The organism is Dehalobacter sp. (assembly GCF_030063005.1).
Classification (GTDB): Bacteria; Bacillota; Desulfitobacteriia; order Desulfitobacteriales; family Syntrophobotulaceae; genus Dehalobacter; species Dehalobacter restrictus.
This window is the reverse complement of record NZ_JAPDHR010000013.1, coordinates 16,037-38,522: the sequence shown is the minus strand read 5'-3', so window position 1 is coordinate 38,522 and position 22,486 is coordinate 16,037. Positions and strand designations below refer to the sequence as shown.

28 protein-coding genes are annotated in these 22,486 nt (G+C 44.5%); 3 read left to right on the top strand and 25 right to left on the bottom strand.

The window, feature by feature from the left end:
• Positions 1-16: 16 nt before the first annotated feature.
• From OKX56_RS03695 to spoIIIAA, 9 genes are all read right to left on the bottom strand, one after another.
• The gene (locus OKX56_RS03695; protein ID WP_034378932.1) at positions 17-454 is read right to left on the bottom strand and encodes an Asp23/Gls24 family envelope stress response protein; all 438 of its coding nucleotides are present in this window, start codon (positions 452-454) and stop codon (positions 17-19) included.
• A gap of 131 nt (positions 455-585) precedes the next feature.
• Positions 586-1,134 (bottom strand): SpoIIIAH-like family protein, encoded by a 549-nt coding sequence (locus OKX56_RS03690; RefSeq protein ID WP_015042518.1) that lies wholly within the window; start codon positions 1,132-1,134, stop codon positions 586-588.
• A gap of 6 nt (positions 1,135-1,140) precedes the next feature.
• Complete coding sequence (locus OKX56_RS03685) at positions 1,141-1,698, bottom strand: SpoIIIAG-related protein (protein WP_015042517.1); 558 nt, start codon at positions 1,696-1,698, stop codon at positions 1,141-1,143.
• A gap of 16 nt (positions 1,699-1,714) precedes the next feature.
• Complete coding sequence (gene spoIIIAF / locus OKX56_RS03680) at positions 1,715-2,332, bottom strand: stage III sporulation protein AF (protein ID WP_015042516.1); 618 nt, start codon at positions 2,330-2,332, stop codon at positions 1,715-1,717.
• Between the two features lie 17 nt (positions 2,333-2,349).
• The gene (gene spoIIIAE / locus OKX56_RS03675) at positions 2,350-3,594 is read right to left on the bottom strand and encodes a stage III sporulation protein AE (RefSeq protein WP_287895690.1); all 1,245 of its coding nucleotides are present in this window, start codon (positions 3,592-3,594) and stop codon (positions 2,350-2,352) included.
• A 12-nt stretch (positions 3,595-3,606) separates the two neighbouring features.
• Positions 3,607-3,993: a stage III sporulation protein AD gene (gene spoIIIAD, locus OKX56_RS03670; RefSeq protein ID WP_015042514.1), complete on the bottom strand. Its 387-nt coding sequence runs from the start codon at positions 3,991-3,993 to the stop codon at positions 3,607-3,609.
• A 12-nt stretch (positions 3,994-4,005) separates the two neighbouring features.
• Entirely contained in the window at positions 4,006-4,203 is a 198-nt protein-coding gene (gene spoIIIAC / locus OKX56_RS03665) for a stage III sporulation protein AC (RefSeq protein WP_015042513.1), read from the bottom strand.
• 16 nt (positions 4,204-4,219) lie between these two features.
• Complete coding sequence (spoIIIAB, locus tag OKX56_RS03660; RefSeq protein ID WP_015042512.1) at positions 4,220-4,729, bottom strand: stage III sporulation protein AB; 510 nt, start codon at positions 4,727-4,729, stop codon at positions 4,220-4,222.
• 177 nt (positions 4,730-4,906) lie between these two features.
• On the bottom strand, positions 4,907-5,965 hold the full coding sequence (gene spoIIIAA, locus OKX56_RS03655) for a stage III sporulation protein AA (RefSeq protein ID WP_287895689.1): 1,059 nt from the start codon (positions 5,963-5,965) through the stop codon (positions 4,907-4,909).
• A 194-nt stretch (positions 5,966-6,159) separates the two neighbouring features.
• On the opposite strand from spoIIIAA, the gene OKX56_RS03650 reads away from it, so the two are divergent.
• Entirely contained in the window at positions 6,160-7,569 is a 1,410-nt protein-coding gene (locus tag OKX56_RS03650) for a glycoside hydrolase family 18 protein (RefSeq protein WP_015042510.1), read from the top strand.
• Between the two features lie 124 nt (positions 7,570-7,693).
• Here the strand turns inward: OKX56_RS03650 and efp are convergent, their stop codons facing one another.
• The 4 genes from efp to OKX56_RS03630 form a co-directional block, all read right to left on the bottom strand.
• Positions 7,694-8,251, bottom strand: a complete 558-nt coding sequence (gene efp, locus OKX56_RS03645) for an elongation factor P (RefSeq protein ID WP_015042509.1) — start codon at positions 8,249-8,251, stop codon at positions 7,694-7,696.
• A 65-nt stretch (positions 8,252-8,316) separates the two neighbouring features.
• Positions 8,317-9,375 carry a M24 family metallopeptidase gene (locus tag OKX56_RS03640; RefSeq protein WP_015042508.1) on the bottom strand — a complete coding sequence of 353 codons (1,059 nt, stop codon included), beginning with the start codon at positions 9,373-9,375 and terminating at the stop codon, positions 8,317-8,319.
• Complete coding sequence (locus OKX56_RS03635; protein ID WP_015042507.1) at positions 9,335-9,832, bottom strand: type II 3-dehydroquinate dehydratase; 498 nt, start codon at positions 9,830-9,832, stop codon at positions 9,335-9,337. Before OKX56_RS03635 ends, OKX56_RS03640 begins: the two co-directional genes overlap by 41 nt.
• Positions 9,833-9,994: 162 nt before the next feature.
• The gene (locus OKX56_RS03630; protein ID WP_015042506.1) at positions 9,995-10,501 is read right to left on the bottom strand and encodes a LysM peptidoglycan-binding domain-containing protein; all 507 of its coding nucleotides are present in this window, start codon (positions 10,499-10,501) and stop codon (positions 9,995-9,997) included.
• A gap of 115 nt (positions 10,502-10,616) precedes the next feature.
• Here OKX56_RS03630 and OKX56_RS03625 point away from each other — a divergent pair, with 115 nt between their 5' ends.
• Positions 10,617-10,778, top strand: a complete 162-nt coding sequence (locus OKX56_RS03625; RefSeq protein WP_081580497.1) for a PDZ domain-containing protein — start codon at positions 10,617-10,619, stop codon at positions 10,776-10,778.
• Between the two features lie 47 nt (positions 10,779-10,825).
• Here the strand turns inward: OKX56_RS03625 and OKX56_RS03620 are convergent, their stop codons facing one another.
• From OKX56_RS03620 to OKX56_RS03610, 3 genes are all read right to left on the bottom strand, one after another.
• Complete coding sequence (locus OKX56_RS03620) at positions 10,826-12,541, bottom strand: bifunctional lysylphosphatidylglycerol flippase/synthetase MprF (RefSeq protein ID WP_242824947.1); 1,716 nt, start codon at positions 12,539-12,541, stop codon at positions 10,826-10,828.
• Positions 12,542-13,168: 627 nt separating this feature from the next.
• Positions 13,169-14,161 carry an amidohydrolase family protein gene (locus tag OKX56_RS03615; RefSeq protein ID WP_021315743.1) on the bottom strand — a complete coding sequence of 331 codons (993 nt, stop codon included), beginning with the start codon at positions 14,159-14,161 and terminating at the stop codon, positions 13,169-13,171.
• An 18-nt stretch (positions 14,162-14,179) separates the two neighbouring features.
• Complete coding sequence (locus OKX56_RS03610) at positions 14,180-14,833, bottom strand: amidohydrolase family protein (RefSeq protein ID WP_015042502.1); 654 nt, start codon at positions 14,831-14,833, stop codon at positions 14,180-14,182.
• Between the two features lie 205 nt (positions 14,834-15,038).
• Between OKX56_RS03610 and OKX56_RS03605 the strand changes: the two genes are divergently transcribed.
• Positions 15,039-15,170 (top strand): hypothetical protein, encoded by a 132-nt coding sequence (locus OKX56_RS03605; protein WP_015042501.1) that lies wholly within the window; start codon positions 15,039-15,041, stop codon positions 15,168-15,170.
• 45 nt (positions 15,171-15,215) lie between these two features.
• On the opposite strand, the gene OKX56_RS03600 is transcribed toward OKX56_RS03605, so the two are convergent.
• The 9 genes from OKX56_RS03600 to OKX56_RS03560 all read right to left on the bottom strand — a co-directional run bounded on the left by OKX56_RS03600 (position 15,216) and on the right by OKX56_RS03560 (position 22,433).
• Positions 15,216-15,656, bottom strand: coding sequence for a hypothetical protein (locus OKX56_RS03600; RefSeq protein ID WP_015042500.1), 441 nt, complete (start codon positions 15,654-15,656; stop codon positions 15,216-15,218).
• A gap of 149 nt (positions 15,657-15,805) precedes the next feature.
• The gene (locus tag OKX56_RS03595; RefSeq protein WP_015042499.1) at positions 15,806-17,176 is read right to left on the bottom strand and encodes a type IV pilus biogenesis protein PilM; all 1,371 of its coding nucleotides are present in this window, start codon (positions 17,174-17,176) and stop codon (positions 15,806-15,808) included.
• An 18-nt stretch (positions 17,177-17,194) separates the two neighbouring features.
• Complete coding sequence (locus OKX56_RS03590) at positions 17,195-17,650, bottom strand: type II secretion system protein (RefSeq protein WP_015042498.1); 456 nt, start codon at positions 17,648-17,650, stop codon at positions 17,195-17,197.
• A 95-nt stretch (positions 17,651-17,745) separates the two neighbouring features.
• The gene (locus OKX56_RS03585) at positions 17,746-18,909 is read right to left on the bottom strand and encodes a type II secretion system F family protein (protein ID WP_019225810.1); all 1,164 of its coding nucleotides are present in this window, start codon (positions 18,907-18,909) and stop codon (positions 17,746-17,748) included.
• A 25-nt stretch (positions 18,910-18,934) separates the two neighbouring features.
• Positions 18,935-20,626: a GspE/PulE family protein gene (locus OKX56_RS03580; protein ID WP_502850742.1), complete on the bottom strand. Its 1,692-nt coding sequence runs from the start codon at positions 20,624-20,626 to the stop codon at positions 18,935-18,937.
• Positions 20,619-21,041 (bottom strand): hypothetical protein, encoded by a 423-nt coding sequence (locus tag OKX56_RS03575; RefSeq protein WP_287895681.1) that lies wholly within the window; start codon positions 21,039-21,041, stop codon positions 20,619-20,621. Before OKX56_RS03575 ends, OKX56_RS03580 begins: the two co-directional genes overlap by 8 nt.
• Positions 21,002-21,499 carry a type II secretion system protein gene (locus OKX56_RS03570; RefSeq protein WP_019225807.1) on the bottom strand — a complete coding sequence of 166 codons (498 nt, stop codon included), beginning with the start codon at positions 21,497-21,499 and terminating at the stop codon, positions 21,002-21,004. The genes OKX56_RS03575 and OKX56_RS03570 overlap by 40 nt, the downstream gene beginning before the upstream one ends.
• A 135-nt stretch (positions 21,500-21,634) precedes the next feature.
• Positions 21,635-22,012 (bottom strand): type IV pilus modification PilV family protein, encoded by a 378-nt coding sequence (locus OKX56_RS03565; protein ID WP_019225806.1) that lies wholly within the window; start codon positions 22,010-22,012, stop codon positions 21,635-21,637.
• An 85-nt stretch (positions 22,013-22,097) separates the two neighbouring features.
• Positions 22,098-22,433, bottom strand: a complete 336-nt coding sequence (locus tag OKX56_RS03560) for a type II secretion system protein GspG (RefSeq protein ID WP_019225805.1) — start codon at positions 22,431-22,433, stop codon at positions 22,098-22,100.
• Positions 22,434-22,486: the final 53 nt, after the last annotated feature.

The window sequence follows — 22,486 nt, the reverse complement described above, 5'->3', positions numbered from 1 at the left end:
ACCCTGCTGCACTGTTCTATTTTTCTTTCAAATCTTTTTCTTTATTCGTTTTATCTTTGCTGTCTTTGACGTCCTTGATCTCAGCCGTGTTTTTGAACGCAATGCCTTGAATATGAACGTTGATGACCATGACGGTTAATCCAGTCATCCCTTCAATCGCTTCTTTCACAACGATCTGTACCTTCTGGGCTACATCAGGAATTGACACCCCGTACTGGACGGCAATAAACAAATCGACAGAAGCTTCTTTTTCGTCAATTTCAACTTTGATTCCCCTGGACCCCTTGGATGTATTTTTGCCTCGACCTAAAATATTGGCAATATCCTGGGCAAAGCCTCCGCTTAACTCAGCAACTCCTTCGACTTCCGAAGCAGCCATCCCTGCAATCACTTCGACGACCTCATCAGCAATTTTAACTGAACCGATTGAATGATCTATTTTGTTATTATCCATCATTACACCTCATTTTCCATCTTCAACCTGTTATTAGCCTTATTATAACAGAATCCCCCGTTGCCGCAAATCCCCCTGCCTGCTTAACGTAGATTTACTTCCTGAATAATGAAAATATATTATATTTCCCATCAGACCCGATCATCAAATTTTTCCGGCGTTTCTTTGACGACTACTACTTCGATTTGATCAACTGAAAAACCGGTAATTTCCGATGCCGTGTTTTGAATGATAAACATATCCTGAACCTTCAATTCATTTGTCAGGACTGTAACCGTAGCCTTTTGCGTGTTGACTTCCGAAACAATATCTTTAAAACCTTTCATCTTCAGTGCATTCTCGATCTCGTCTTCCCTGCTGATCTTGTCACTTAAGGCCAGCCATCGCTGCTGGGCCTGACTGCGTGTCTCCGTGATATCGGACGCCAGCAGAGGCTCCAGCATGTTAAGTATTTCCTGTCTGGTCTGTTCCCGTTTGATCCTGTAATTAACAAAGTAGTTTTCTCCCTCATTTTCCGTCAGTTCAATAATTTCCGCTGAAAAACAGACTGAATCCGAGATATTGACCGGTATGCCTTCTTCATCTTGCTTCCCAAAACATGCTTGGCTTAACCAAACAATGCAGCATACCGCGATGGCCGGAACCCCAATGATCCAGATCAAAGATGTATTTATTTTCATGTTAATTCAGATGCCCCCCATTGGAACAACACTGATTTTGGCCGGCTGAATATTCAGCAGCGTCCTGACCGCTTCAAATACTTGTTCCTTTATTTTGGGATCACTTGCTCCCTGCGCGATAACCAGCACTCCCGCGACCTCCGGACGTTCTTCCGTAATGATTAAAGCATTTTCGCCGACGACCACGATCTTGTTATTCTGAGTTACCTCTTCCGTCTCTCTGGTTCCGCCGTCTTTATCCGTTTCCTTTGAAGTTTTTTTCGTAACGCTTTCATCTCTGGCATACTGTTTTTTTACATCGGAGGTCAGGGTAACCAGGACCTTCGTTTTGCCAACGCCCTGGATTTTTTCCAGATTAGCTGCAAGTTTTTCTTCAAGTTGTTTTTCCAGTGCAGTAAAACCCGATTCATTTTCTGGAACGGCTGTTACCGTTTCAGCCGGGGGTTGGACTGATGCAGCGGACTGATCCTCCTGTGAGGTAAAAATAAGAATGGCTGCAACGATTACCAGCAAGATCACGGCCAACGTAATCTTTTCTGTGATCACCTGCTTGAAAAATCCCATACTGACTTCCTTCCTCCTATTTTTCTTCCTGCACAAACACGATTTCTTCCGGCAGCTGCATGAGTGCTGCAACCTGTTTTTTTATTTCCATTGCTTTCGCTGACTCAGCCGTTCCCTGACTCTCGGCCTGGTCGGTGTTGACGCCTCCGATAATGACCGGCTTAACAGGCTCAATGCTGACACTTTGCTGACTGAAATGGATCTCGACTTTTTGGATTTGCGGATAGTCGGCAAATCCTTCTCCACCGTCCTCCAGTTCAACATTCGTATCCGAGCTTTTGACCCCTTCCACCCCGGATACAAGGGCCTGGATCTGGCTAACCAGAATCCTGCGGTATTGTTCGATCACCAGAGCATTTGCTTCCGTGGAAGAATTGTCTTCTCCGTCAGAACTATTTTCCTGTGCCAGAACAGGCAAGTCTCCGGAAGAACTGCCGGCCCAGGCCGGCACGCTATTTTCAAAGTCCCAGTTCAGTAGATCTGCCAACGGATTCAGGATTGCCGCAATCACAAACAGCCCCATGACCATCTGCACAAATCCCCGCATGGATTTATTCGGCAGAAGCATCTCGAGAAAGGAGGCCAGCAATAGAATGAAAGCCAGGTTGCGAATCAGCGTCTTTAATCCTTCCATTTTCCCACACCTCAAAATCAGCGAAGCATTACCGCCAAATTTCCAGTCCCGACAATGATCACAATCGTCATAAAAAACATGATACCGACGGATGTAACGGTTACAAAAATATATAATAAACCTTTGGACATGTCCTGAAGACTATCCGCAAGTTCTTTTTCTCCCAAAGGTTCGACCAGCGCCGCAGCCAGTTTAAAAGTAAACATCATCGCGATAATCTTAATCGCCGGCAGAAAGGTAATGATGATAATTGCAATCATTGCCACGATCCCCAGCGCGTTCTTAAGCAAGAGACCTGAGCTTGCCACGATCTCAACAGCGTCTTTGAAAAATTTGCCGGCAACCGGGATCAAATCTGCTGCATATTTTACCGTCCTCAGCGTGACCCCGTCGGCTACCCCCCCTGTTACGCCTTGTACCGACATAATGCCGATAAAAACCGTCATGACGATACCAATACTGAGTTTACCTCCGAACTCCAGCAGAGAGGCTAATTTACTGAGCTTGAACTGTTCGGAAATGTTATTGAACAGCCTCAGGATAATGCTCAGGAAAAAAAGCGGCAACACAATGTTTTTGATTACCGTAGCCAAAAAGATCAGACTTCCGATGACCATTGGTTTAAACAAGGCTGCACTGGTCAGACTGCCCATGGTCAGCAGGACAGTATACATGGCCGGGAGGATGATCTGCATAAAAGAAACCATATTGTCAATGGACGCATTGCCAACATCCAGTGCAATACGAAAAGATGTCATCGCAAGCGCCAGCAGAACAAGATATACGAGCATTCGGGCTATCCTGCTTACTTCGCCAGTAAAAGCAGACTGCAGTTGATTGATGATTGCGCAGATCACAGCGAGCACCAGCAGCTTTGCAATCAAAGGCGCGTTGGTGACTACCTGTTTTAGCAGAGCCTTGACAATACTGCTGCCGATGCCCTGCAGACTAAAATTAACCTCGCCGTTTTTAATGCTTTCAAAGATCTCTGTTAAAGAAAAATCAGGCAGAGCGTCCTGAACATCGCGGTCCAGTTGATTCAAAAATTCTCTGACTTTAGATAAATCGATCTCCTCTGACAAATCTACTTTTCCGGACACACCCATCTCCCCGGAAGTCTCTGCTTCCGCAAATCGTTTATCCGCCTCCGTCCCTGTGTAACTCGTCTCCTGACTTTCTGCCGCCAGGGTCACCACTGGAAAAGCAAATACCAGGGTCATCCATATGGCAAGCCCCAGCGCAGCCAAGACTTTTTTTGTCATCCGTATCGCTCCTCACGCCAGCAGCTTCATCACGGATTCCATGATCGCTGCAATGATCGGGATAGCCAAAATGACCACGAATACTTTGGCTGCAATTTCAACTTTTGTGGCCAGTGCATTCTCTCCGGCATCCCGGCAGATTTGGCCTCCCAATTCCGCCAAATAGGCTACTCCCACGATTTTAAGAACAATGAACAAGTAGTAGGAACTGATATCTGCCTGATCAGCCAGTTTCTGCAGCAGATCAACCACCAGTCTGATTTTGTCCATGATCAGTAGAAATATGGTTACCCCTGCCAGAATGCTTAGCTGAATTGCAATCTCAGGTTTAATTTGTTTCAGAACAGCTCCGAGAACCGTGACAATGATGGCGAGTCCAATCACTTGTGCTATTTCCATTGCCAGAGCCCCCTAGTATAGATTAAATACGCTTTTCACCAGAACAAACAGATCGGAGATTCCCTGGATAACCAGATACAACACGACCACAACCCCGGCAATGGTAACCATCTGGGCCTGCTCTTTCTTACCGGCCTCATTCAGGATAATTGCACAAATGCCCACCAATAGACCAATACCTGCTACCTTCAAAATGAGGTCAATACTCATCGCGAACCCTACCCCCTCACATGATCATAATGACAACCGCAATTCCGCCCAGGAAACCGAGGTAAGACCACATCTTTGCCCTGCTTTCTGCCTGCTGCCTGGCCTTTTCGTCTACGCCTGCCAAATGCCGCTGAACAAGTTCGAGTTGTTTATGCTGTTCATTCCGGTCCGACCTGCCCAATCCCTGACTGATTCCGCTGATCACCAGCCAATCGTCATCTGTCAGGCAGGTTTTCCGGCGGTGCGTTTCAATACTTTTTTTCCAGGCCTGAGAAGCATTTTCTCCGGCTCTGATCCATTCCTCAAGACTGGCAAAAAACAGCTGCCAGGGAGGACCAGTTCTTTCCTTTAGTACCTGGAAAGCATCCGGCAACGGTGTTGCTCCCCAGTATATCTCCGTATCCAGCAGCGCCAAGGCATTGATCATTTCCCTGATTTCCTGCGGACGTTTCTTAATTTGATTTGCTCTGATAATCCCCAAACAGCCAAATCCAATAATCAGCCCAAGATACCCTGCAACCAACATACTTTTCGCCTCCAACGGCCTAATAAAGCGGACCGATCAACTAGCAAAACATTCTTCATATAAAGACCCTCTTGGTTTAAGACCAACATAAGCAAACTTATCATCAGTCTGTGGGGTACAATACCGCTGTGAGCGGAGCATGATGCGGAGCGCGGCTTTTTGACGGCCACGGATGGCCTAATGTCGCGATGCCATGGAAGGCTTATTGAACAAATTAACGCCGCTCGCCATGTCATAAACGGTCTCCACCGTGCCCGGACCGTTTGCCCTGCTTAACACAACAATCCTTTCAAACGTCTCTCTATTCAGCAATTCCCTGAGATGGGCCCTTTTTTGCAGTTCGTCCAGAGAACCGGCATGGACCGTAGCCAGAATTTTTACGCCGCAGCGAACGGCCTCCCCAAGCGCCGCGGCATCTTCCCGCCCCCCCAGTTCATCAACAGCAACCACCTCAGGCGCCATAGACCTGATCAACATGATCAGCCCCTGGGCCTTGGGACATCTGTCCAGCACATCTGTGCGGCAGCCAAGATCAAAAGAAGGAATGCCTTGCCACATTCCGGCAATCTCACTTCTTTCATCAACCACGCCGACAGTATGACCTTTCAGGTTGAGTTGAGGTACACCGTTGCTGAGATTTTTAACTAAGAATCTCAGCATTGTGGTCTTCCCTGCTCTCGGAGGTGAAACAAGTAACGTATGGCAGACTGTATTTTCCTGATTGATCAGTAAGCCCAGCAATTCCGGAATGATCATTTCCGGCTGTCTCGCTAAACGAATATTCAAAGCGGAAATATGGCGCATAATCCTGATCTTGCCATGTTCAACGACTGTTTCTCCGCTTAATCCCACGCGGTGCCCACCGGGCAAAGTCAGAAAACCCTGCCGTAATTCCTCCTCAGCGGCATATACAGAACTGAAGGTCATTTTTTCCAGCGTTTCCAACAGGTCTTCACGCTTGACAATATATGCTAGATTCTTTGTTCCGGTTTGCCCCGCCGAAGTACAGAAATATTCCCTGGTTCCTGTTCTGAAGAGGACAGGCTGGTTGATTCTGAGACGAATTTCTTCAATATTTTCCGTGTCGGGTAAAGCCCCTGCCGCCTTGCGGATCATTCCGCCCAACCGTTCCCCAAACCAACGGATAATCCCTTCACCCTCTGATTCCGGATTAAAGAGTACATCATTTTTATTCCTAGGAACTTCCGTTAAAGGTGAAGCAAAGCTTACCTTCATGTTTTAACCTCCTCTGTATTAGAAGGTATGTCCTAAAAAACGTTTTTAGAATTACCAGTTTGTTCGGAGAAAATAAAAAACAACCTCAATGGCCGTTTTAAGGAAAATTAAATATGAAAGGCTCCTTGCCAAAGATAAATCACCTTGAGTCTCCTTTCTACATATCCTACATGAAAAGGAGTGGGAGGTGCTCTATGCTTATCCATGTCGTCAAAGCGAATCAAACTTTGGATCAGATTGCAATTACATATCGGATCTCGCCGGCATCAATCATAAGCGTGAATGGACTTGTTGAACCTGTACAACTGCTGACCGGACTAGCATTAGTTATACCGACTGAAGATGTCCTCCATACTGTGAAATCGGGAGAAACATTATGGAGAATTGCCCAGACTTATGGAACGACCGTACAAGTCATTCTCGGAAACAATCAAATTACGAACCCTGCCAATATTTATCCTGGTCAGTTGATCACCATTCCTGCCAGACGGCATCGCGTCCTTGCTGGGGAGACTTTATGGTTTATTGCTCAAAAATATCAAGTCTCTTTACAAAACCTCATTAAAGTCAATAACATCACGAACGCCAATTTGATCTATCCGGGCACTGTACTCATTATCCCGCGTAAACCTCGACCAACCATCGATGTCAATGGCTATATCTATCGCTTCAGTCAGGACGCGGTTGCTACTGTCAATCGGGAAGCTGAACATCTTACATATTTAAGTCCTTTTGCCTACTTGATTAGAGAGGATGGAAGCCTGCAGACAATTGATGATCTTCCGCTCATTCAAGCTGCCATATCAAAAAAGGTGACCCCTATGATGTCTATTACCAACTTTACGTCGACTACGCGTGGAGAAAATCTTGCTCATCTCGTTTTAACCAATACTGAAGCCATTAATCGGTTATTGACAAATGCCATCAATATCATGAAAGAAAAGGGTTATCGGGGACTTAACATTGATTTTGAAAACGTGCTTCCCGAAGACAGGGAAGCTTATAACGCTTTGCTTCAAACAGCCGTAACCCGTCTTCATGCAGAGGGTTTCTTCGTCTCAACGGCTTTAGCGCCAAAATTAAGTGCTGAACAACGGGGACTGCTATATGAGGCGCACGATTATCCAGCCCATGGCCGAATTGTAGATTTCGTTGTTCTCATGACCTATGAATGGGGGTGGCGTGGTGCTTCACCGCAGGCAATTTCTCCCTTGAATCAGATTAAACGGGTTTTGGACTATGCTGCTTCAGTCATTCCAAGAGAAAAAATCTTTTTTGGCTTTCAAATTTATGCCAGAGACTGGCTTTTGCCGCATGTCTCCGGCCAAATTGCCGAAACCTTTGGGATGGATGAAGCAATGTCCAGGGCCCTTCGATACCATGCTGAGATCCAGTACGACACGGTTCCCCAGTCCCCTTTCTACCGGTATACGGATACGCAGGGAAACGGTCACGAAGTGTGGTTTGAGGATGCCCGCAGTGCCCAGGCCAAATTTGATACCGTCAAAGCTTATGGCTTAAGAGGTATTAGTTATTGGGCTTTAGCCTATCCCTTCCCTCAAAACTGGGCTTTGCTGGAAGATAATTTTACGATCCGGAAATGAGGAAATGAGAGATTCCTCAAATAGATTCTTACGTTTCACAAATAATAAAGGGTTGTTGCTCAAGAAATTACTTGCCCAACAACCCTTTTTATTCTAATTATTCTTTTTATGACAGACAAGCTTATTAAGCCCGGGAAACATACGCTCCGCTTCTGGTGTCGATAATCAGGACATCGCCTTCATTCACAAAGAATGGAACCTGAACCGTAGCGCCAGTCTCGACAGTCGCCGCTTTGGTACCGCCTGTGGCCGTATCACCCTTGACTCCGGGCTCACATTCCGTTACTTTAAGCACAACTGTATTGGGAAGGTCTACCCCAATGACTTCACTATTATAGAGCAAGACGCCAAGGTTCATATTTTCTTTGAGCCACTTGACTTCCTGGCCAATTTGAGCCTCGGTCAGCATAATCTGCTCATAGCTTTCATTGTCCATCACAACGAATTGATCACCGTCTTTATACAAATACTGCATCTCACGGCGATCCAGACGGGCTCTGGGAACTTTCTCCCCAGCATTGAATTTCTTTTCGACAACGCCGCCCGTTCTGACATTTTTGACTTTGGCACGCACAAAAGCAGCGCCTTTTCCAGGTTTCACGTGTTGGAATTCGACTATCTGAAATATATCGCCATCCAGTTCAATAGTCACTCCGGTTTTAAAATCGTTTGAAGAAATCATTTTGCTGATCCTCCTATAATATTGTAGATTCTTTTATGTATCAATAACGGATACAAGTCATACCACTAATCAATAATAATGCACTGCTTTGGCGTCTGTGTCAATACTTCCGAACCAGAATTTGTGACTAACGCGACATCTTCAATTCTGACGCCGCCCCAGTCAGGGATATAAATTCCGGGTTCAATCGTAAGCACCATCCCCGGTTCAAGTATCGTTTCATCACGGGTATTTAAATACGGCGTCTCATGGATCTCGATCCCGAGGGAGTGCCCCAGACTGTGACCGAAATATTCACCGTAACCGGCACGTGTAATCACTTCTCTGGCTGCCGCGTCGACATCTTTGGCCTTAACGCCGGGCTTCAGAGCTTTAAGCCCGGCCAGCTGCGCCTCGAGCACGATATCGTAAACTTCCAGGTGCTTGCTCTCAGGCTTTCCCAAAAACAGCGTCCGTGTGAAATCGGAACAATACCTTTGGTAGACCGCTCCAATATCGAGCGTTAAAAATTCCCCTTTTTGCATCTTTTTACTGGAAGCTGTACCGTGCGGTAACGAGGAGCGTATCCCTGAGGCCACAATATAGTCAAACGAACGGCCGCTGGCCCCCATTTTTCTTTGCGAGAATTCTAGTTCCAGAGAAAGCTCTTCTTCCGTCATTCCCGGATAAATCTTGCTAAGCGTCTGGGCAAAGGCATGGTCCGTGATTCCAATCGCTTGGCGAATCAGCGCAATTTCTGTTTCATCCTTAATTTGTCGAAGCTTCTTGAAGAGTGCTGAGGCATTCTCGAATCTGCGCCCGTCAAGAGTTTTCTGCAGTTTCTGGAAATCGCCCAGGGACAAAGCCTCTTCCTCAATCCCTATCACGATCAACCCTTTAAGCATTTCCCCGATGACTGTATAGGGATCTCCGGTCACTTTGACAATTTCAAAACCCGGAGCTTCCGCTGCGGCCTGTTCCATGTACCGGAAGTCTGTGAACAGAATGGAACGTTCTGGTTCGATCAGCAAGGTTGCACTGGTTCCCGTGAAACCGCTCAAATAAAAAATATTGGGCGGTGAGGTCACGATCAGCGCATCAAGTTTATTCTCGGCCAGTCTCCGGCGAATCTTTTCCAGCCTCATGGTTGCTATTCCTTTCTTTCTGACGGTACTTTTGAAATTCCAGCGCATAGGCTAAGGCCAGAAAATAACTGTCTGTCCCGAGTCCGCTGATTTGCCCGACGCAAGCTCCGGCGATCACCGAATGGGAACGGAAACTTTCCCGGGCGTAAATATTCGACAGATGCACTTCGAGAGCGGGTACGCTGACCCCTTTGATCGCATCGTAAAGCGCATAGCTCGTATGGGTCCAGGCCCCGGGGTTAAGGATTAAAAAATCAACCGGCGTTAACTTTGTAATCCAGTCCACAAGCTCTCCTTCATAGTTCGTCTGACGGCACTCGACAGTGAAGCCATGTGTTTGGCCCGTCTCGATCAGTCTGCCGTTCACTTCATCAAGGGTTATTCTGCCGTATATATCCGGTTCTCTCTGCCCGAGAAGATGAAGATTGACACCATGGAAAACATGAATACGGTTCATAGGTCTCTCCTTCTTTATCTATTATTTTCTATAGAAAACAAAATAATGACATAGCCTTTTTCTATCTAAAATAAGGCATATCTCATTATAACGAAAAAATGAAGATTATTAAAATCATTTTAGTGATTTCTTTCAAATCGTTATGAACCGCGTCAGGGACATCTATTTTGGCGCTTCGCTGTTCGTCTTCTCACTGTTCTGGGTCTGAGGATAAATAACCCCAAGTGCGGATTTTTCGCCTTCGATCCGCGGAGAATTGACAATGTTAATATTGCTCAGCATGATGCTGGTTTCAATAACTCCATTTCCGGGACATTCCACTTTCCGGATTTCAGTCCTTGGCAGGATAAAATGCACCTCATGCGGAACTGTCGGTTCGCCGATTCTGGCAACCCGGATTTTTACACCTTCTACTTCAAGGATTACATCATCATACCGTTTTTGGGCACCGGTAAAAGAATTGCCTGGATTGTTGGCGTAAGCTGAACCGGCAGATCCGGAAGCACCATAACCGGAAGCCTGACGATCCGGAATATTGATGAGCTGTCCGATGACCAAAGCGCAGGGATCAATGCCGGGGTTTGCTTTGCTGATATCCTGCCAGCAGCACCCGTTTTGGCTGGCTAAAAGGAAAAATGTATCTCCTGACTTTATTGCATACTTTTTCAACGGCCCTACCCCTTTCTACATTTCCATATTATGGGGATCAAGGTTGTCAGGTTCTTTTTTATCAAGTAGGTCTTTGACAGCTTTAACGATCAACCAGACACAATAGAAAGGAGATATCATCACCAAAATTGACAATATCCCGGTTCAAAGGTCTTCCGACTTGATTCATGAAATTTATAAACATCAAGTCGGCGATAAGATTTCGGTCACTTACCTGAGGAATGGTAAAACATCCACGATATCAGCGATTCTTGGCCAAAGAGGCTCCAACATGTAGAAAGTGCTGTCAATGCGCCTCATGCAAAGGGTTTCTGTCAGCTTTATTTACTTCTTATTCTTGTCCTTCTTCTCCATTGTAATTTGGGAAAGTACGAGTTTGGGTATGTTTTGCGGACATTGAGACTTTACAATGGCATAAGCATATTGCAATGAGAAGGGCTTTGGAAAATAAGCAAGATATCGGTTTTCCCAATGTGTGGGCGCATATTTAGCCTTGGCATGATGCAAAGCCTTAAAATCGTACGCATAATTCAAATTATCATAGATGTAGGCAAAAAACTTTTCATTCAGTGTGGTTTTGTCCCCTGACGCCACATTATAAAGAGGAGAAAGTCCCATATTGCCCCACTGTACACCCTCACCTTTCATGACCATAAATGCTTCATAAATGATTTTCTCTATAACTCCCTGAGGGGCATTTTTTCTTCTTCTTGTTACATCGGCCAGATAGCCTAAACCACTTAAATAAGGCAGGAAAACCACAAATCCAAGCATTTGTTCCTGGGCATTGATTGCATAAAAATATCTCCGGTCAAGCGGATTATCTAGCCCTACCCCGCCAAGCATAAAGGACATTTCCGGAGTACGTTTATTCCGTAACCATTCTTCTGAAATTTGATGGATCTCCTTTTCTATTTCCAGATCCCGTGCTACTTCAGGTTTATACTCTTTGACAGTGATCCCCGCTTTATTCGCATAGTTGACCGCTGCCCTCACTTTGGCCACTTTTCCGCCTGTAAGGGTATATTCTGAAAGATTAAAGCAGGCATCTTCCCCGTATTTCAGCACGCCAAACTGAGCGGCTTTATATAAATCAAGAAAATAATCGGTAACATTAAGCAGTAAAAGGTCAAGGCCATTCTGTTTGCAAAAAAATAATAATTCATTAAGAAAAATAAAACTATCCTTTTCGTCACAGATGATATCGCCACAGCAGACCAAAACGCCCCCGATAGTTGTATAGGAGCACATGCCGTCAACGCTGCTGCTGAAGAAGTAGCGTTTGTCTTTTTCCAGGGACAGATAGGACATCGGGTTTTGTCCATATTTTAACACTAATCTGCGAACCTTTTCCATATCCTGTTTATCATGAATATAATTGTAGACAAGGGGTTTCATCAGAAGCAGCGCCGAAGCAAAAATACAGATCCAGTTAATCATGATTAAAGTATCCGCATAAATACGGCCGTAATTGCTTTTGATTTCTAGCACGGAAGCATCCATAAAGATTAATAATTTGATGGAGCCTGCCAAAGCGCTAAAAACTGAGTGCACGTCGTTGATATGACCCCTCATCATGTATAAACCAATTGAGGCATTGGCAAAGAGTAAAACAAAAGAAATGCCAATAAACACAAAAGCCCACTTTAACGTTACTTTATTAGGCAATCGGCAAAAGTCCTTATATGAAAGAACGAGTACTAACAGAACGAACAATTCAATGATCACGATGGGAATACTAAATTTATGAAAACGTACAATTTGTAAAGCTAATGTTGCTGATAAAAAGATGACTTCGATAATCCAGGCATTACGAATCCTTTGGAATAAGCTGTAAGCAAGAAGAAGCATCAATAAGCCGAGCATAAAGGATAATACGCCATGAACCATGACATAACTCGGATTAATAATATTGCCATAAATATGCTCTACTTGCCTTGTAAACTTAAAAGGCAACGCCGACAATAAGTTTGCAAATCCTGTCAATACCAAAAGAAATATAGAAAAGTTTTGTATTTGCCTTTTTATATATGTACTCATTTTTTAGTTCCTTCTGATATCCTTCTATACTCGTCTATATATTACCTGACGTGACAGGCAAAATCAAATGATTGAAGGTCTCGAAAATGATTGAAGGTCTCAAATAGGCTTCGTAATTGTAACTTGTCCTTTTGAACTAATTCTTGATATTTCCATGACAGAACCACCTTTCTATTCTTTACATCTTTACTTTCTTTACGTCTACCATGCTACTGTTACAGGATATGTGCAAATCATTAACAGTCATCCATTGTTGTTCCCTTTCCCCGCATGACTTGTTGTCAAGTCTTTCGATGTGAATCTTCGATACGGCAAAATTTTTTAATTTAAAGAATTTGTACGCGCCTACAAATTCTTCGGTTAATAAAATAATTCGCTTGCCGCTCTATACGAATTGATTTTCCTCTTTACTTAGTATACCGATTGAACTGTTTCCTTTATGCCATGATGAAAAATAAGACTGAATACCAAGCTCCTAATTTGTGATAAAATGGTAATTACTTGATGAATTTGATATATCGAAAGATGAACCGATTAAATTAAATCATGTTGTTAGGGTGGTAAAAACAAATTAAAGCAGCTGCCGGGGAAATGTTCTCGGCAACTGCTTTAATATGAAGTTGAAATTTACAGCTTGAGCAGACGTTCAACATTGCCATGGGCAATCTTTTCCTTATCGGATGCGCTGATTGGCGCATTTTCAAGAAACGCCCGCGCGCGCTCGTTGCCGATATAAGGATAATCTACAGAGAATATGATCCTGTCTGCGCCCAATACCTGCAAGATAAATTGGAAGTGCGGCAGCGTAAACATACCGCTTGGCGTAACATAAACATGGTTTATAAAGGTTTCAGATATTGTTTTCGGGAGATGGGTTGCCTCTTTGGAAAGCGCTTCATCAAGGCGAGCAAGGAAGAACGGCACCATCTCGCCCCAATGACCTGCAATCAGCTGTAAATTGGGATATTTCACGAAAACACCCGCTAATATCATCCGTAGAATGTGGATGCCTACTTCTGCGTGCCACCCCCAGCCAAACGCTGACAACCTGGCACTGACAACCGGATCCAATCCGGCATAATACGCCTCCTGCACGGTTCTGGCAGGAAATCCCGGGTGCATATAAATGGGCACCTTTAAAAAGTTCGCCATCTCAAGAACAGGCTCAAATTTAGGGTTATCAAGAAATGTTCCGTCTGCTGCCGGCCGTCCGCTAAGTAAAACCCCTTTGAAATTAAGCTCTTTTACAGTACGCTCCAGTTCATCTGCTGCTGCCTTCGGGTCTGCCCACGGTAAAGTTGCAAAAGCTGCAAAGCGGTCAGGATATTTTCTAACCCTCTCTGCCATTTCATTGTTGGCTGCCTTCGCTATCGAAATAGCTTCCGGCGCAGGGATTAACTGCGTCATTGCCGTATAAGAAAGCACCTGCATATCAATTTTTCCCGCATCCATGCTTGCCAGCCACTTTTCTTCTACATTCCCATCTGTGTCTGTGGTGTAATAGGCCAATCCAGGTGAGTGGGAGTCTGGGACATAAGGGGCCATTTGCAACAAATTGCCAAATGACGCTGCGGTTATTTCTCTATTATTTACATGTTCTTCTATTGTGATAATCTTCATTTTTTATTTATATTTCCTTTATGCGTTTATAAATGACTCAATCCCATTGACCCAAACGCGTTTAACATTACGTATCGCTTGAATATCGGCAGTGGGGTCACCATCAACCAAAAGCAGATCCGCCCTGTGACCGGGTTTAATCATGCCTCTGTCTTTAAAGCCAAATAATTTGGCAGGAAGGCTGGTTGCGCTTTGAAGCGCCTGCACGGGAGTCATGCCCGCAGCCACAAACGCTTCGATTTCATCAAGCAAACCAATACCGTGGTCGATACTGGCAGGGGCAAAGGGCGCATGATTTGCATCCGTACCTGCAATGACTGGTATCCCCGCATTCATTAAGGTTTTTAGTGTAATATCAATATTTTGTGAATCCAAGTTGACATTAGGTATACGATTTAGAAAAGTGACCGTTTTTTTCATCATGCCCGAAGTAGGAACCGTAATGATCCCTTTTTCCAACATTTCTTCGATCAGGGATTGCGTAATCGGGGCTTCAACCGGAATGTGGGTAATAATATCAACACCTGCGTCAATGGCTGTTTTGAAAGTGGCCATCGATACAGCATGGGCAAATACCAGAAGCTTATGTTCGTGTGCAGCCTCTGTCAAGGCGGTAATTGTTTCCGGGGATAAGATGATATTTCCTTCTATTTCATATACTTGGCGGACCACCTCTCGAAGTAATGTTTACTTTACGGTAAAAAATAATTTACAGTTGACATGAATAACAGGTGGTTTGTTAGGGATCGTCAGGAATTGGACTTGCGAGAACAAATATGAAGTAAGCGCTTGTCCCAAAATGAGAATTTAGGAGGGGAAGTTATGTCAATAGAAATAACCAATGTACAGATTTTTGATGGCATAAAATTAACGAATCATGATCTATACGCATGTAGAAACCGGACTTTCATCAAAGCTGGATCTACTGTCCGCTGAAGAGCTTGACGAGTTAATGTCTGCAGCGGTTTCAATTAAGAAATCGCTCGAGAAAATAGATGAAAATGAATAGGATAAGTATAAATATTTAGGTAGGAAATGATCAAAGTCGCCCTCTCTATTCGGAGCGAATAAGAATACTCAGACGAACTTCCGCTTCTCCGTTTACATAATCCAGTTCCTGAATCAAAAAAGGGACCTCCTTCTGAAGCTGAATTATATTCACCGCCCGGAGTATTTTTTTCAGTTCCCCTTCTCCGTTTACTTTGATCGTGGCTTGAAAGAAATCCCCTCTTTTCATTGACGGCTGGGTGATATCCATTGCCTTAACCGAAACATTTTCGGATTTGAGGCAATGATTGATCTGTTCCAGCATATGCGGAAGATCGGCGCGATCCGGTATCAGCAGATTGTTCTTGGCCCCTTCTGCTAGAATGTCCTGGCATTCCTGCCGGAGTAAGTTTTCTTTTGCACTGACGGTATCTAGTTGCCGAGTCAGCGGTCGCACTGCCAGGACCTGGACTGCGATGACGGCCAATAGAATGATACTCGCGCCCATGATCACAATTCTGCTTAAACTTAACTTATCTAAAAACCGCCACCTTGTAGCAGGCTCAGATAAGAAGTCTCTCTGAGATGAGATGTTTCTATCAGATAAAAAGTGCTTTAAAAATTGAAGGTATTTAAAAGACACATCTTTACCTCACTTCAAATTTTTCTTTCTACACGCAAGCAGAACGAAATTGTTTTATCCCGATAATCATAATCGGTCAGGACTGGTTCCCTCCAGCCTTCTTCCGTCAAAACCCCGATTAAACTTGTGATACTAAGATTATCGGAACAGTCCGCATATAGGTACAGCGTATTCTGCCGATAGCTCAGACGATTCAAACGTATACTGCTGTTAAGGCTGGCTAAGGACTTCTGAACCATTGTTAAATCCCCAAATGTATCGCTGCGGTTCCGTTCCCATTCCGACCAGATCTGATTTTTCCGTTCCGCGTTTAGTTCATCGACCTGTTCCTGCAGTGCCGTAATTTCTATCTGGTGCTCAGAAATATGATTGATTAGCGGATAGCAATAACAACCTATCCCGAAGACCATTCCAATAAAAATCATCAGGACCAGCAGGCATGTTTTTATTTTGGCCGGCCGCAAAAAAATGCAGCCAAAATTGCAGTTTTTCTTTTCTTTCACTCTTTGCCTGCCAGCCAGCAGTGCCAGGTCATGAAAATTCATAGAATGGCTATCTGCCGAAAAATCACTGGAATCAAATTCCTGATAAACGGATTCCAGCGTCCGAACACCCTCAGCCTCTCCTGAATCAATCAGGATATCTGCGATCCGGGCGGCTTTAGCGCTTCCATCCGTGACAACGATATTGAAAGGAATTGTGCAGTCTTTCAGCGCAGTATAAATCTGATATTTTGGAGTCTCCGGTTCACTGCCCGGGATCACCCTTATCACTTCCGGCAAGCCATTGCGATATTGGACAGCCTGGATATTTTGATTATCAAGTTTAAACAGGCAAAGAATTCTTTTTTCTTTTAAAGGTGCCAGGATCCCGCCAAATGCCTGAACAGTATATTCGGCACCGCAAAGTTCATATCCCGTCTGCTGAAGACACCGGGCATAAAGCTCAAGCGTAGTTTTCCTTACGCCAATGGCGCTGATCCGAAGATATTCATCCTTCTTCTCGTCCAATACCACGTATTCATAACAAAGTTCGCTGATTGGAACCGGAACTTCCTGTTCAAGCCAGAAATGAACTGTTTTATCCCGATACGTCGGAACAACCCAAGGAATACAAAATTCCCTGATCAGCCCGTTCTTAAAAGGAAGCAACAGATAAACAGGGACTTTTCTCGAACATTTTCGTTGCCCGAATCGTCCCTGACAGTCTTTTTGACGATATTCATCCAGAACCATTTTAAGATTTTCTTCGGCGTCACTGCCTTCGGACCCTGAAAAAGTCTCCAGGGGAAAGCTGGAGACGACAATCTCGGAACCCATGTTTCCAAGACGCTTCGAGCGATAAAAAAATCTTATTTCTTGGGCATCAATCTCTAAAAAAAGCATTTTTTCTCGGCCTGCCTTCTAAATAGACGACCATAAAGTACTGGCAAGACTTTCGTCAAAAACTTTAACTTCAGCCTGAGATCCATCCGAACTTAGATATACCATAATCAAATTTCCGGGGTCAGGAAAGGTATTTCCGGTAATTTCTGCAATACCAAAGCCCGTTTTCCCTGTCTCGGCCTTTTGCTGCGTCACCGTTGAATCAAGTCTGGCAATATAATCAGGGATAAGTCCTGAACCCGTGATCGTTCCGTTTGCAGCAGAAAGTTCATCAATCCTGAGATATATTCCATTGTCGACCTGATACCTGTCCAGCGCTGCTTTGACTTCACGTCCTGTTGTGATGTCGGCTTTCTCCCGAGCTGTTTCTGCATTCCCAACGAAACGCGGGATGACAATTGCGGCTAGGATGGCCAGAATAACGACCACCAGCATAACTTCCAGAAGGGTAAATCCTTTCTCGTTTTTAACCACTTAAGACATTCCTCCCTGTATTTTTTGACGGTTATTTTAATTTTTTCCTGTGATTTAATGGCATGTTGAATTTTTTTATTGTACAAAATATCAGCTTAATGAATCTGTGAGCTTATATCAAAGATCGGCAGGAGAACTCCGATAGCCACGAAACCGACCAGGCCCGCCATAAGAAACACTAGAGCAGGCTCTAAGAGCTTCGTATACTGCTCAATTCGCTCCTCCAGCTCTTTTTTGAACATCCGAGTCATATACGCAAGCATTTCACTTAGTTTGCCGGATTCCTCCGCAACCTCCAGCATTTTTGCAACTTCCGGAGGAAACAGCTTACTCGTCATGATGACCGAGAACATTCTTCTTCCTTCGTTGACAGCAAAAATTAATTGGGTTGTCAATTCCTGCATCAGATGATCCTTGAAAAGGTTTTTCACCAGGAGCAGTGATTCCTGCAGAGACAGCCCCGCGTCCAGCAATCTTCCCAGGACCGAACAAAATTGAATGAGCTGCCTGGTTCTGTTGATCTTACCGGTTCCAGGTATGATGAAGGAATATCCTTTTTTATTCAGCAGCCACACCGTTATGGCCAAAACAGGGATAACGGCTGTCAAATACGGGATACAACAACCCACATTAAACATTATTTTGGTTGCCAGCGGCAATTCCGTCTCAAACCCGCGGAAAAGGGTTTCATACATCGGCAGAATCATAATACTGAGGGTATAGATAATAAACAAAGATGCGACAAGAAGCAGAACCGGATAAAATAAAGCATTTTTGAATTTCTTCTCAAAAAAATATGCGTCCTCCAGATAATCTGCGATATCGATCAACGCAGTCGGCAGGGTCCCGCTTCTTTCGCCGGCTTTGACCATCGTGGCAAACAAGTGCCCCGGAGAGGGAATGATGCCCTGCAAACTGACATGCAGTTCGACGCCAGCTTGAAGAGAGCGGCTAACCTGCTTCCATTGATTTTTATCTAAACCGGTTCTTTCTCTTTCCGCAATGACATCTAATACCGCAAGCAGAGGAATGCCTGCCTCCAGCATTGTTCCCAGCTTACGAGCTGTCCTCCCCCAAAACAGTTTTCTATTTCCCGTCTTGTATCTGATCCACACCGAAGTGAATAATGCCCTGGTGATCTCCACGGGATATAAATGCTGTTCCCTAAGCCCGGAAACAACTCTGCTTTGATCTTCCTCCGCCCAGTAGCCCTTCCGTATATTGCTATTTTGATCAACGGCTTTCCATTTCCAGAGCAATCGCAAACCCTCTTATTGTCCTAATCTATATTTCCGCCCACAGTCTCATGATTTCTTCCAGAGAAGTTATTCCGGCAGCGACTTTCCTAAGCGCATCTTCTTTCAACGTAAGCATTCCAGATTTTTCAGAGACCTTTTCAAGGCTGGCGGCACTGCCTTTTTGCAGAATTAGTTCCTTAATTTCCTGATTGTAGGGAAGATATTCATGAATCCCTATCCTGCCGTTGTATCCGGTCCCATGGCACTTGGAACAGCCTGCCGGTTCATAAATAGCTGATACGGCTTCCCCGTGAAAAATTTGTTTTTCTTCAGCTAAAACCGGTTTTAATTTCCGGCAATTCAGACATAGTCTCCGGACAAGTCTCTGAGCCAGTACCCCGCAGACCGCCGAAGCTACCATATAGGCATCGATATCCATATCCAATAAACGGGAAAGCGCTTCTGCTGCAGTATTGGTATGAACGGTAGATAAAACAAGGTGCCCGGTCATTGCAGCCGCTGTTGCAATTTTGGCGGTTTCTCTGTCTCTTATTTCCCCTACCATAATAACATCCGGATCCTGACGAAGAATGGATCTCAGGCCACTTGCAAAGTCCAGGCCAATACCAGCATTGACCTGGGCCTGACTGACTCCCGGTAGCCGGTATTCGACAGGGTCTTCGATGGATACCATATTTATTGTTTCGGACTGCAGCTCCCGGATCAGGGCATATAATGTGGTGGTTTTGCCGCTCCCGGTCGGGCCGGAAATGAGGATCAGCCCATGCGGCTGGCGGATAAGCTTTCGAATTTGATATTCGACATCCTCCCGCATACCCAGTTCTTCCAGGGAGAGACGTGCGGTCTTTTCATCCAGAATCCTGGTCACGACTTTTTCTCCATAGACAGTCGGAAAAGTAGAAACTCTGACATCAATTTTCTTATCAGAAATGTCCAGCATGATTCTGCCATCCTGAGGGAGACGTCTTTGGGTTATATCCAGACCCGACATGACTTTCAAGCGGGCGGTAACACTTCTGGACAGATCCTTTGGCAAGTTTTCCTTAACCATCAGCAGCCCGTCTATCCGAAATTTCACGCTGAATCCGGTTTCGATCGGTTCCCAGTGTATATCACTTGCTTTTTCGATAACAGCCTGTCGGAACAGCGAATCAACAAGGCTGACGACCGGCGTCTCCTGGGCATTGACATTTTCTTCAATCTTCCAGCTCACTGATTCGTTTGGATTTAGAACAGCATGTTCCCCAGTTGATCTTTCTAATGTAAAACATTCTCGGATCGCAATTTTGATTTCTTCAGCGGAAGCTAGGAGCGGATCAACCTGATATCCGGTAAAAAGCATCACATCATCCAACGCGGTTCTATCTGTAGGATCCGCCATAGCGATGATGATTCTTTGATTCTGAGCCGCAATCGGAATCAGCGTATATTTCCGGGCCAGTTCTTCCGAAACCAATTTTGCTGCTGAAACATTGACAGGTCTCTCAGCAAGACTGATCATGTTAATTCCTGATATCCGGCTTTTAAATTCCAGGATTTCCTCTTCTGCCAAATACGCTGCAAGAAGTTCTTCAAGTTTTGCTCCCTGGTCAAGCAGGGCAAGCTGAGTAGCTATCTCATCGGCATTTGAAATAAGCGCCTTGTTCTCACGGGCATACACGTAAAGTTCTTTAAGCACAAAATCTTTCCAAAATCCTGGTTTGGACTGATCAATCATAAACGTACCTGTACCCGGTAAGGTCGTACTTCCCGTCTTCTCCCAACACAAGCTCCCCAACCCTGCACTGTTTCATATTCCCCATTGTTGCCCTGGATGTGATTTGAGTTACATCGTTGGCCCGTATGACTTCAATTTCAACAACCATTCCTTCCGAATCGTATTGAATGCTCCCCTGCCAGGAAGGATCATGAGCAAGAACTGCTTTGGCGTATTCCAGCCCACTGTCAGCCATATAAGCGGTCTTAATTTTTTGGGCCTCACAGACAACGATACGTTCCTGTGAGCTGATCAGAATAAAGGTCTGAACTCCCATCCAGGATAAAGAAAACGTAACAAGAAGTATTAGTAAAGATACATTACCGCTTTCCCAATTTATTCCGAAGAACTTCTTAAGCGAACAGTTCTTTGCCAATAAACGGCTCTTTCCGCCTGCGCTGCTGTTAAAGATATTTGCCATAATCCCTCCCTAACCCCAGTACAATGAAATTCACAAATCCTGCTTGCTACCGGAATCGGAACGCCAAGATGTTCACGGTACAAGTCCAAAACTCCGTTAAAGTCCTTGTCCGCAAGATAGTAGCTGTCTGTAATGATCTTACCGTCCTCAAGACAGTTGATACGTAATACTTTGCCTGTCCATGCTACACCTTCTGCTGTAGAAACAGCGGCGGTCAATACCTGGCCTGCCCGGACAGCTGCAAAGGAAAGGTCGCCATCTGCCATTAACCCTTTAGCCATCCGGTACTGGCTGATATACAATTGAAGAACCATTGCCGCAATGATTCCGGTAATGACCAGTGAAACGAGGACTTCTAACAGCGTAAACCCCTTGTCATTTTGCTGTACCGTTTTCTTTGTCAACCCAGCCATATGTTACTCCAACCAGCATAGTCAAACTCTCATCTACTTATTTCCATTATTTAACTTAATTACTATATTTCTACATATTTCTTAAACTTCCTGCCTGTTTTATAAAATAATTTACTTATTTTCCCAAATTAATTATTATTCTGCAATATAATGCAGATAGGTCAGGTTGTACTCTTTTTGATCTTTCAACTCTGTCCAGATGATTTTTACAGAAATTTTCAGCAGATTTTGAGAGTCCCATTCACAACAAACAGTTCTGGAAAACCGGCCGGATTCATCGCGCTCAGTTCCGTTCAAATAACGATTAACGGCAGAAGGATCATCGAGCAGGACCACCGTAATTTCATCTACTGTCGAGCTGGCAAGATTGACTGCCTGCAGGATATTATCCGTATGGCTATTCTTGATGTAAGCCGTATTGATCAATGCCAGCATGACTGCAAATCCCAAACTAAAAATAAAGAGTCCCGTTAAAACGTCAAGCAAAACAAAACCTTTTTTCTTATCGTTCATTCCTGCGCCTCCCCCCTAAGTAGATTAATTCGTAAATCCTATAAAAATTAAAAAAACAAGCTTTGCTTGGATTAGTATCCTTAGCTTAACGAACCACTGCTTTTCCATCATCAAGCGTATAATGTTTGCTTGGATCAAACGGGCATGCCGGTATTTCCTCAAGATACGGTCCTTGCCAGTTTAGATCAGCAGAAGGGCAGGTAATCAGATCATTCAGACTTTCCGGATAGCTGCCCACGTCAAGACGGTATAGTCTTGCAGCACTTTCTATTTTGAGAATATTGACTTTGTGCACTTCCGATTCTGTACTGTTGATACTGCCGCTGTAACATGGCAGAATCATAGAGGCCAGGATACCCAACAAAGCGATGACCAATAATACTTCCCATAAAGTAAAACCGTTCTTGCAAGCTTTTGGCATAACGATTCCTTTCTTGTCTCTGATAAAACGAAAAAATATGTAAATTAATTACA

What these genes read in the sequence shown, in the direction of transcription:
- OKX56_RS03695 (WP_034378932.1), bottom strand. Translation starts at nt 454, where the DNA reads ATGGATAATAACAAAATAGATCATTCAATCGGTTCAGTTAAAATTGCT.
- OKX56_RS03690 (WP_015042518.1), bottom strand. Translation starts at nt 1,134, where the DNA reads ATGAAAATAAATACATCTTTGATCTGGATCATTGGGGTTCCGGCCATC.
- OKX56_RS03685 (WP_015042517.1), bottom strand. Translation starts at nt 1,698, where the DNA reads ATGGGATTTTTCAAGCAGGTGATCACAGAAAAGATTACGTTGGCCGTG.
- spoIIIAF (WP_015042516.1), bottom strand. Translation starts at nt 2,332, where the DNA reads ATGGAAGGATTAAAGACGCTGATTCGCAACCTGGCTTTCATTCTATTG.
- spoIIIAE (WP_287895690.1), bottom strand. Translation starts at nt 3,594, where the DNA reads ATGACAAAAAAAGTCTTGGCTGCGCTGGGGCTTGCCATATGGATGACC.
- spoIIIAD (WP_015042514.1), bottom strand. Translation starts at nt 3,993, where the DNA reads ATGGAAATAGCACAAGTGATTGGACTCGCCATCATTGTCACGGTTCTC.
- spoIIIAC (WP_015042513.1), bottom strand. Translation starts at nt 4,203, where the DNA reads ATGAGTATTGACCTCATTTTGAAGGTAGCAGGTATTGGTCTATTGGTG.
- spoIIIAB (WP_015042512.1), bottom strand. Translation starts at nt 4,729, where the DNA reads ATGTTGGTTGCAGGGTATCTTGGGCTGATTATTGGATTTGGCTGTTTG.
- spoIIIAA (WP_287895689.1), bottom strand. Translation starts at nt 5,965, where the DNA reads ATGAAGGTAAGCTTTGCTTCACCTTTAACGGAAGTTCCTAGGAATAAA.
- OKX56_RS03650 (WP_015042510.1), top strand. Translation starts at nt 6,160, where the DNA reads ATGCTTATCCATGTCGTCAAAGCGAATCAAACTTTGGATCAGATTGCA.
- efp (WP_015042509.1), bottom strand. Translation starts at nt 8,251, where the DNA reads ATGATTTCTTCAAACGATTTTAAAACCGGAGTGACTATTGAACTGGAT.
- OKX56_RS03640 (WP_015042508.1), bottom strand. Translation starts at nt 9,375, where the DNA reads ATGAGGCTGGAAAAGATTCGCCGGAGACTGGCCGAGAATAAACTTGAT.
- OKX56_RS03635 (WP_015042507.1), bottom strand. Translation starts at nt 9,832, where the DNA reads ATGAACCGTATTCATGTTTTCCATGGTGTCAATCTTCATCTTCTCGGG.
- OKX56_RS03620 (WP_242824947.1), bottom strand. Translation starts at nt 12,541, where the DNA reads ATGAGTACATATATAAAAAGGCAAATACAAAACTTTTCTATATTTCTT.
- OKX56_RS03615 (WP_021315743.1), bottom strand. Translation starts at nt 14,161, where the DNA reads ATGAAGATTATCACAATAGAAGAACATGTAAATAATAGAGAAATAACC.
- OKX56_RS03605 (WP_015042501.1), top strand. Translation starts at nt 15,039, where the DNA reads ATGATCTATACGCATGTAGAAACCGGACTTTCATCAAAGCTGGATCTA.
- OKX56_RS03600 (WP_015042500.1), bottom strand. Translation starts at nt 15,656, where the DNA reads ATGGGCGCGAGTATCATTCTATTGGCCGTCATCGCAGTCCAGGTCCTG.
- OKX56_RS03595 (WP_015042499.1), bottom strand. Translation starts at nt 17,176, where the DNA reads ATGCTTTTTTTAGAGATTGATGCCCAAGAAATAAGATTTTTTTATCGC.
- OKX56_RS03580 (WP_502850742.1), bottom strand. Translation starts at nt 20,626, where the DNA reads ATGATTGATCAGTCCAAACCAGGATTTTGGAAAGATTTTGTGCTTAAA.
- OKX56_RS03570 (WP_019225807.1), bottom strand. Translation starts at nt 21,499, where the DNA reads ATGGCTGGGTTGACAAAGAAAACGGTACAGCAAAATGACAAGGGGTTT.
- OKX56_RS03565 (WP_019225806.1), bottom strand. Translation starts at nt 22,012, where the DNA reads ATGAACGATAAGAAAAAAGGTTTTGTTTTGCTTGACGTTTTAACGGGA.
- OKX56_RS03560 (WP_019225805.1), bottom strand. Translation starts at nt 22,433, where the DNA reads ATGCCAAAAGCTTGCAAGAACGGTTTTACTTTATGGGAAGTATTATTG.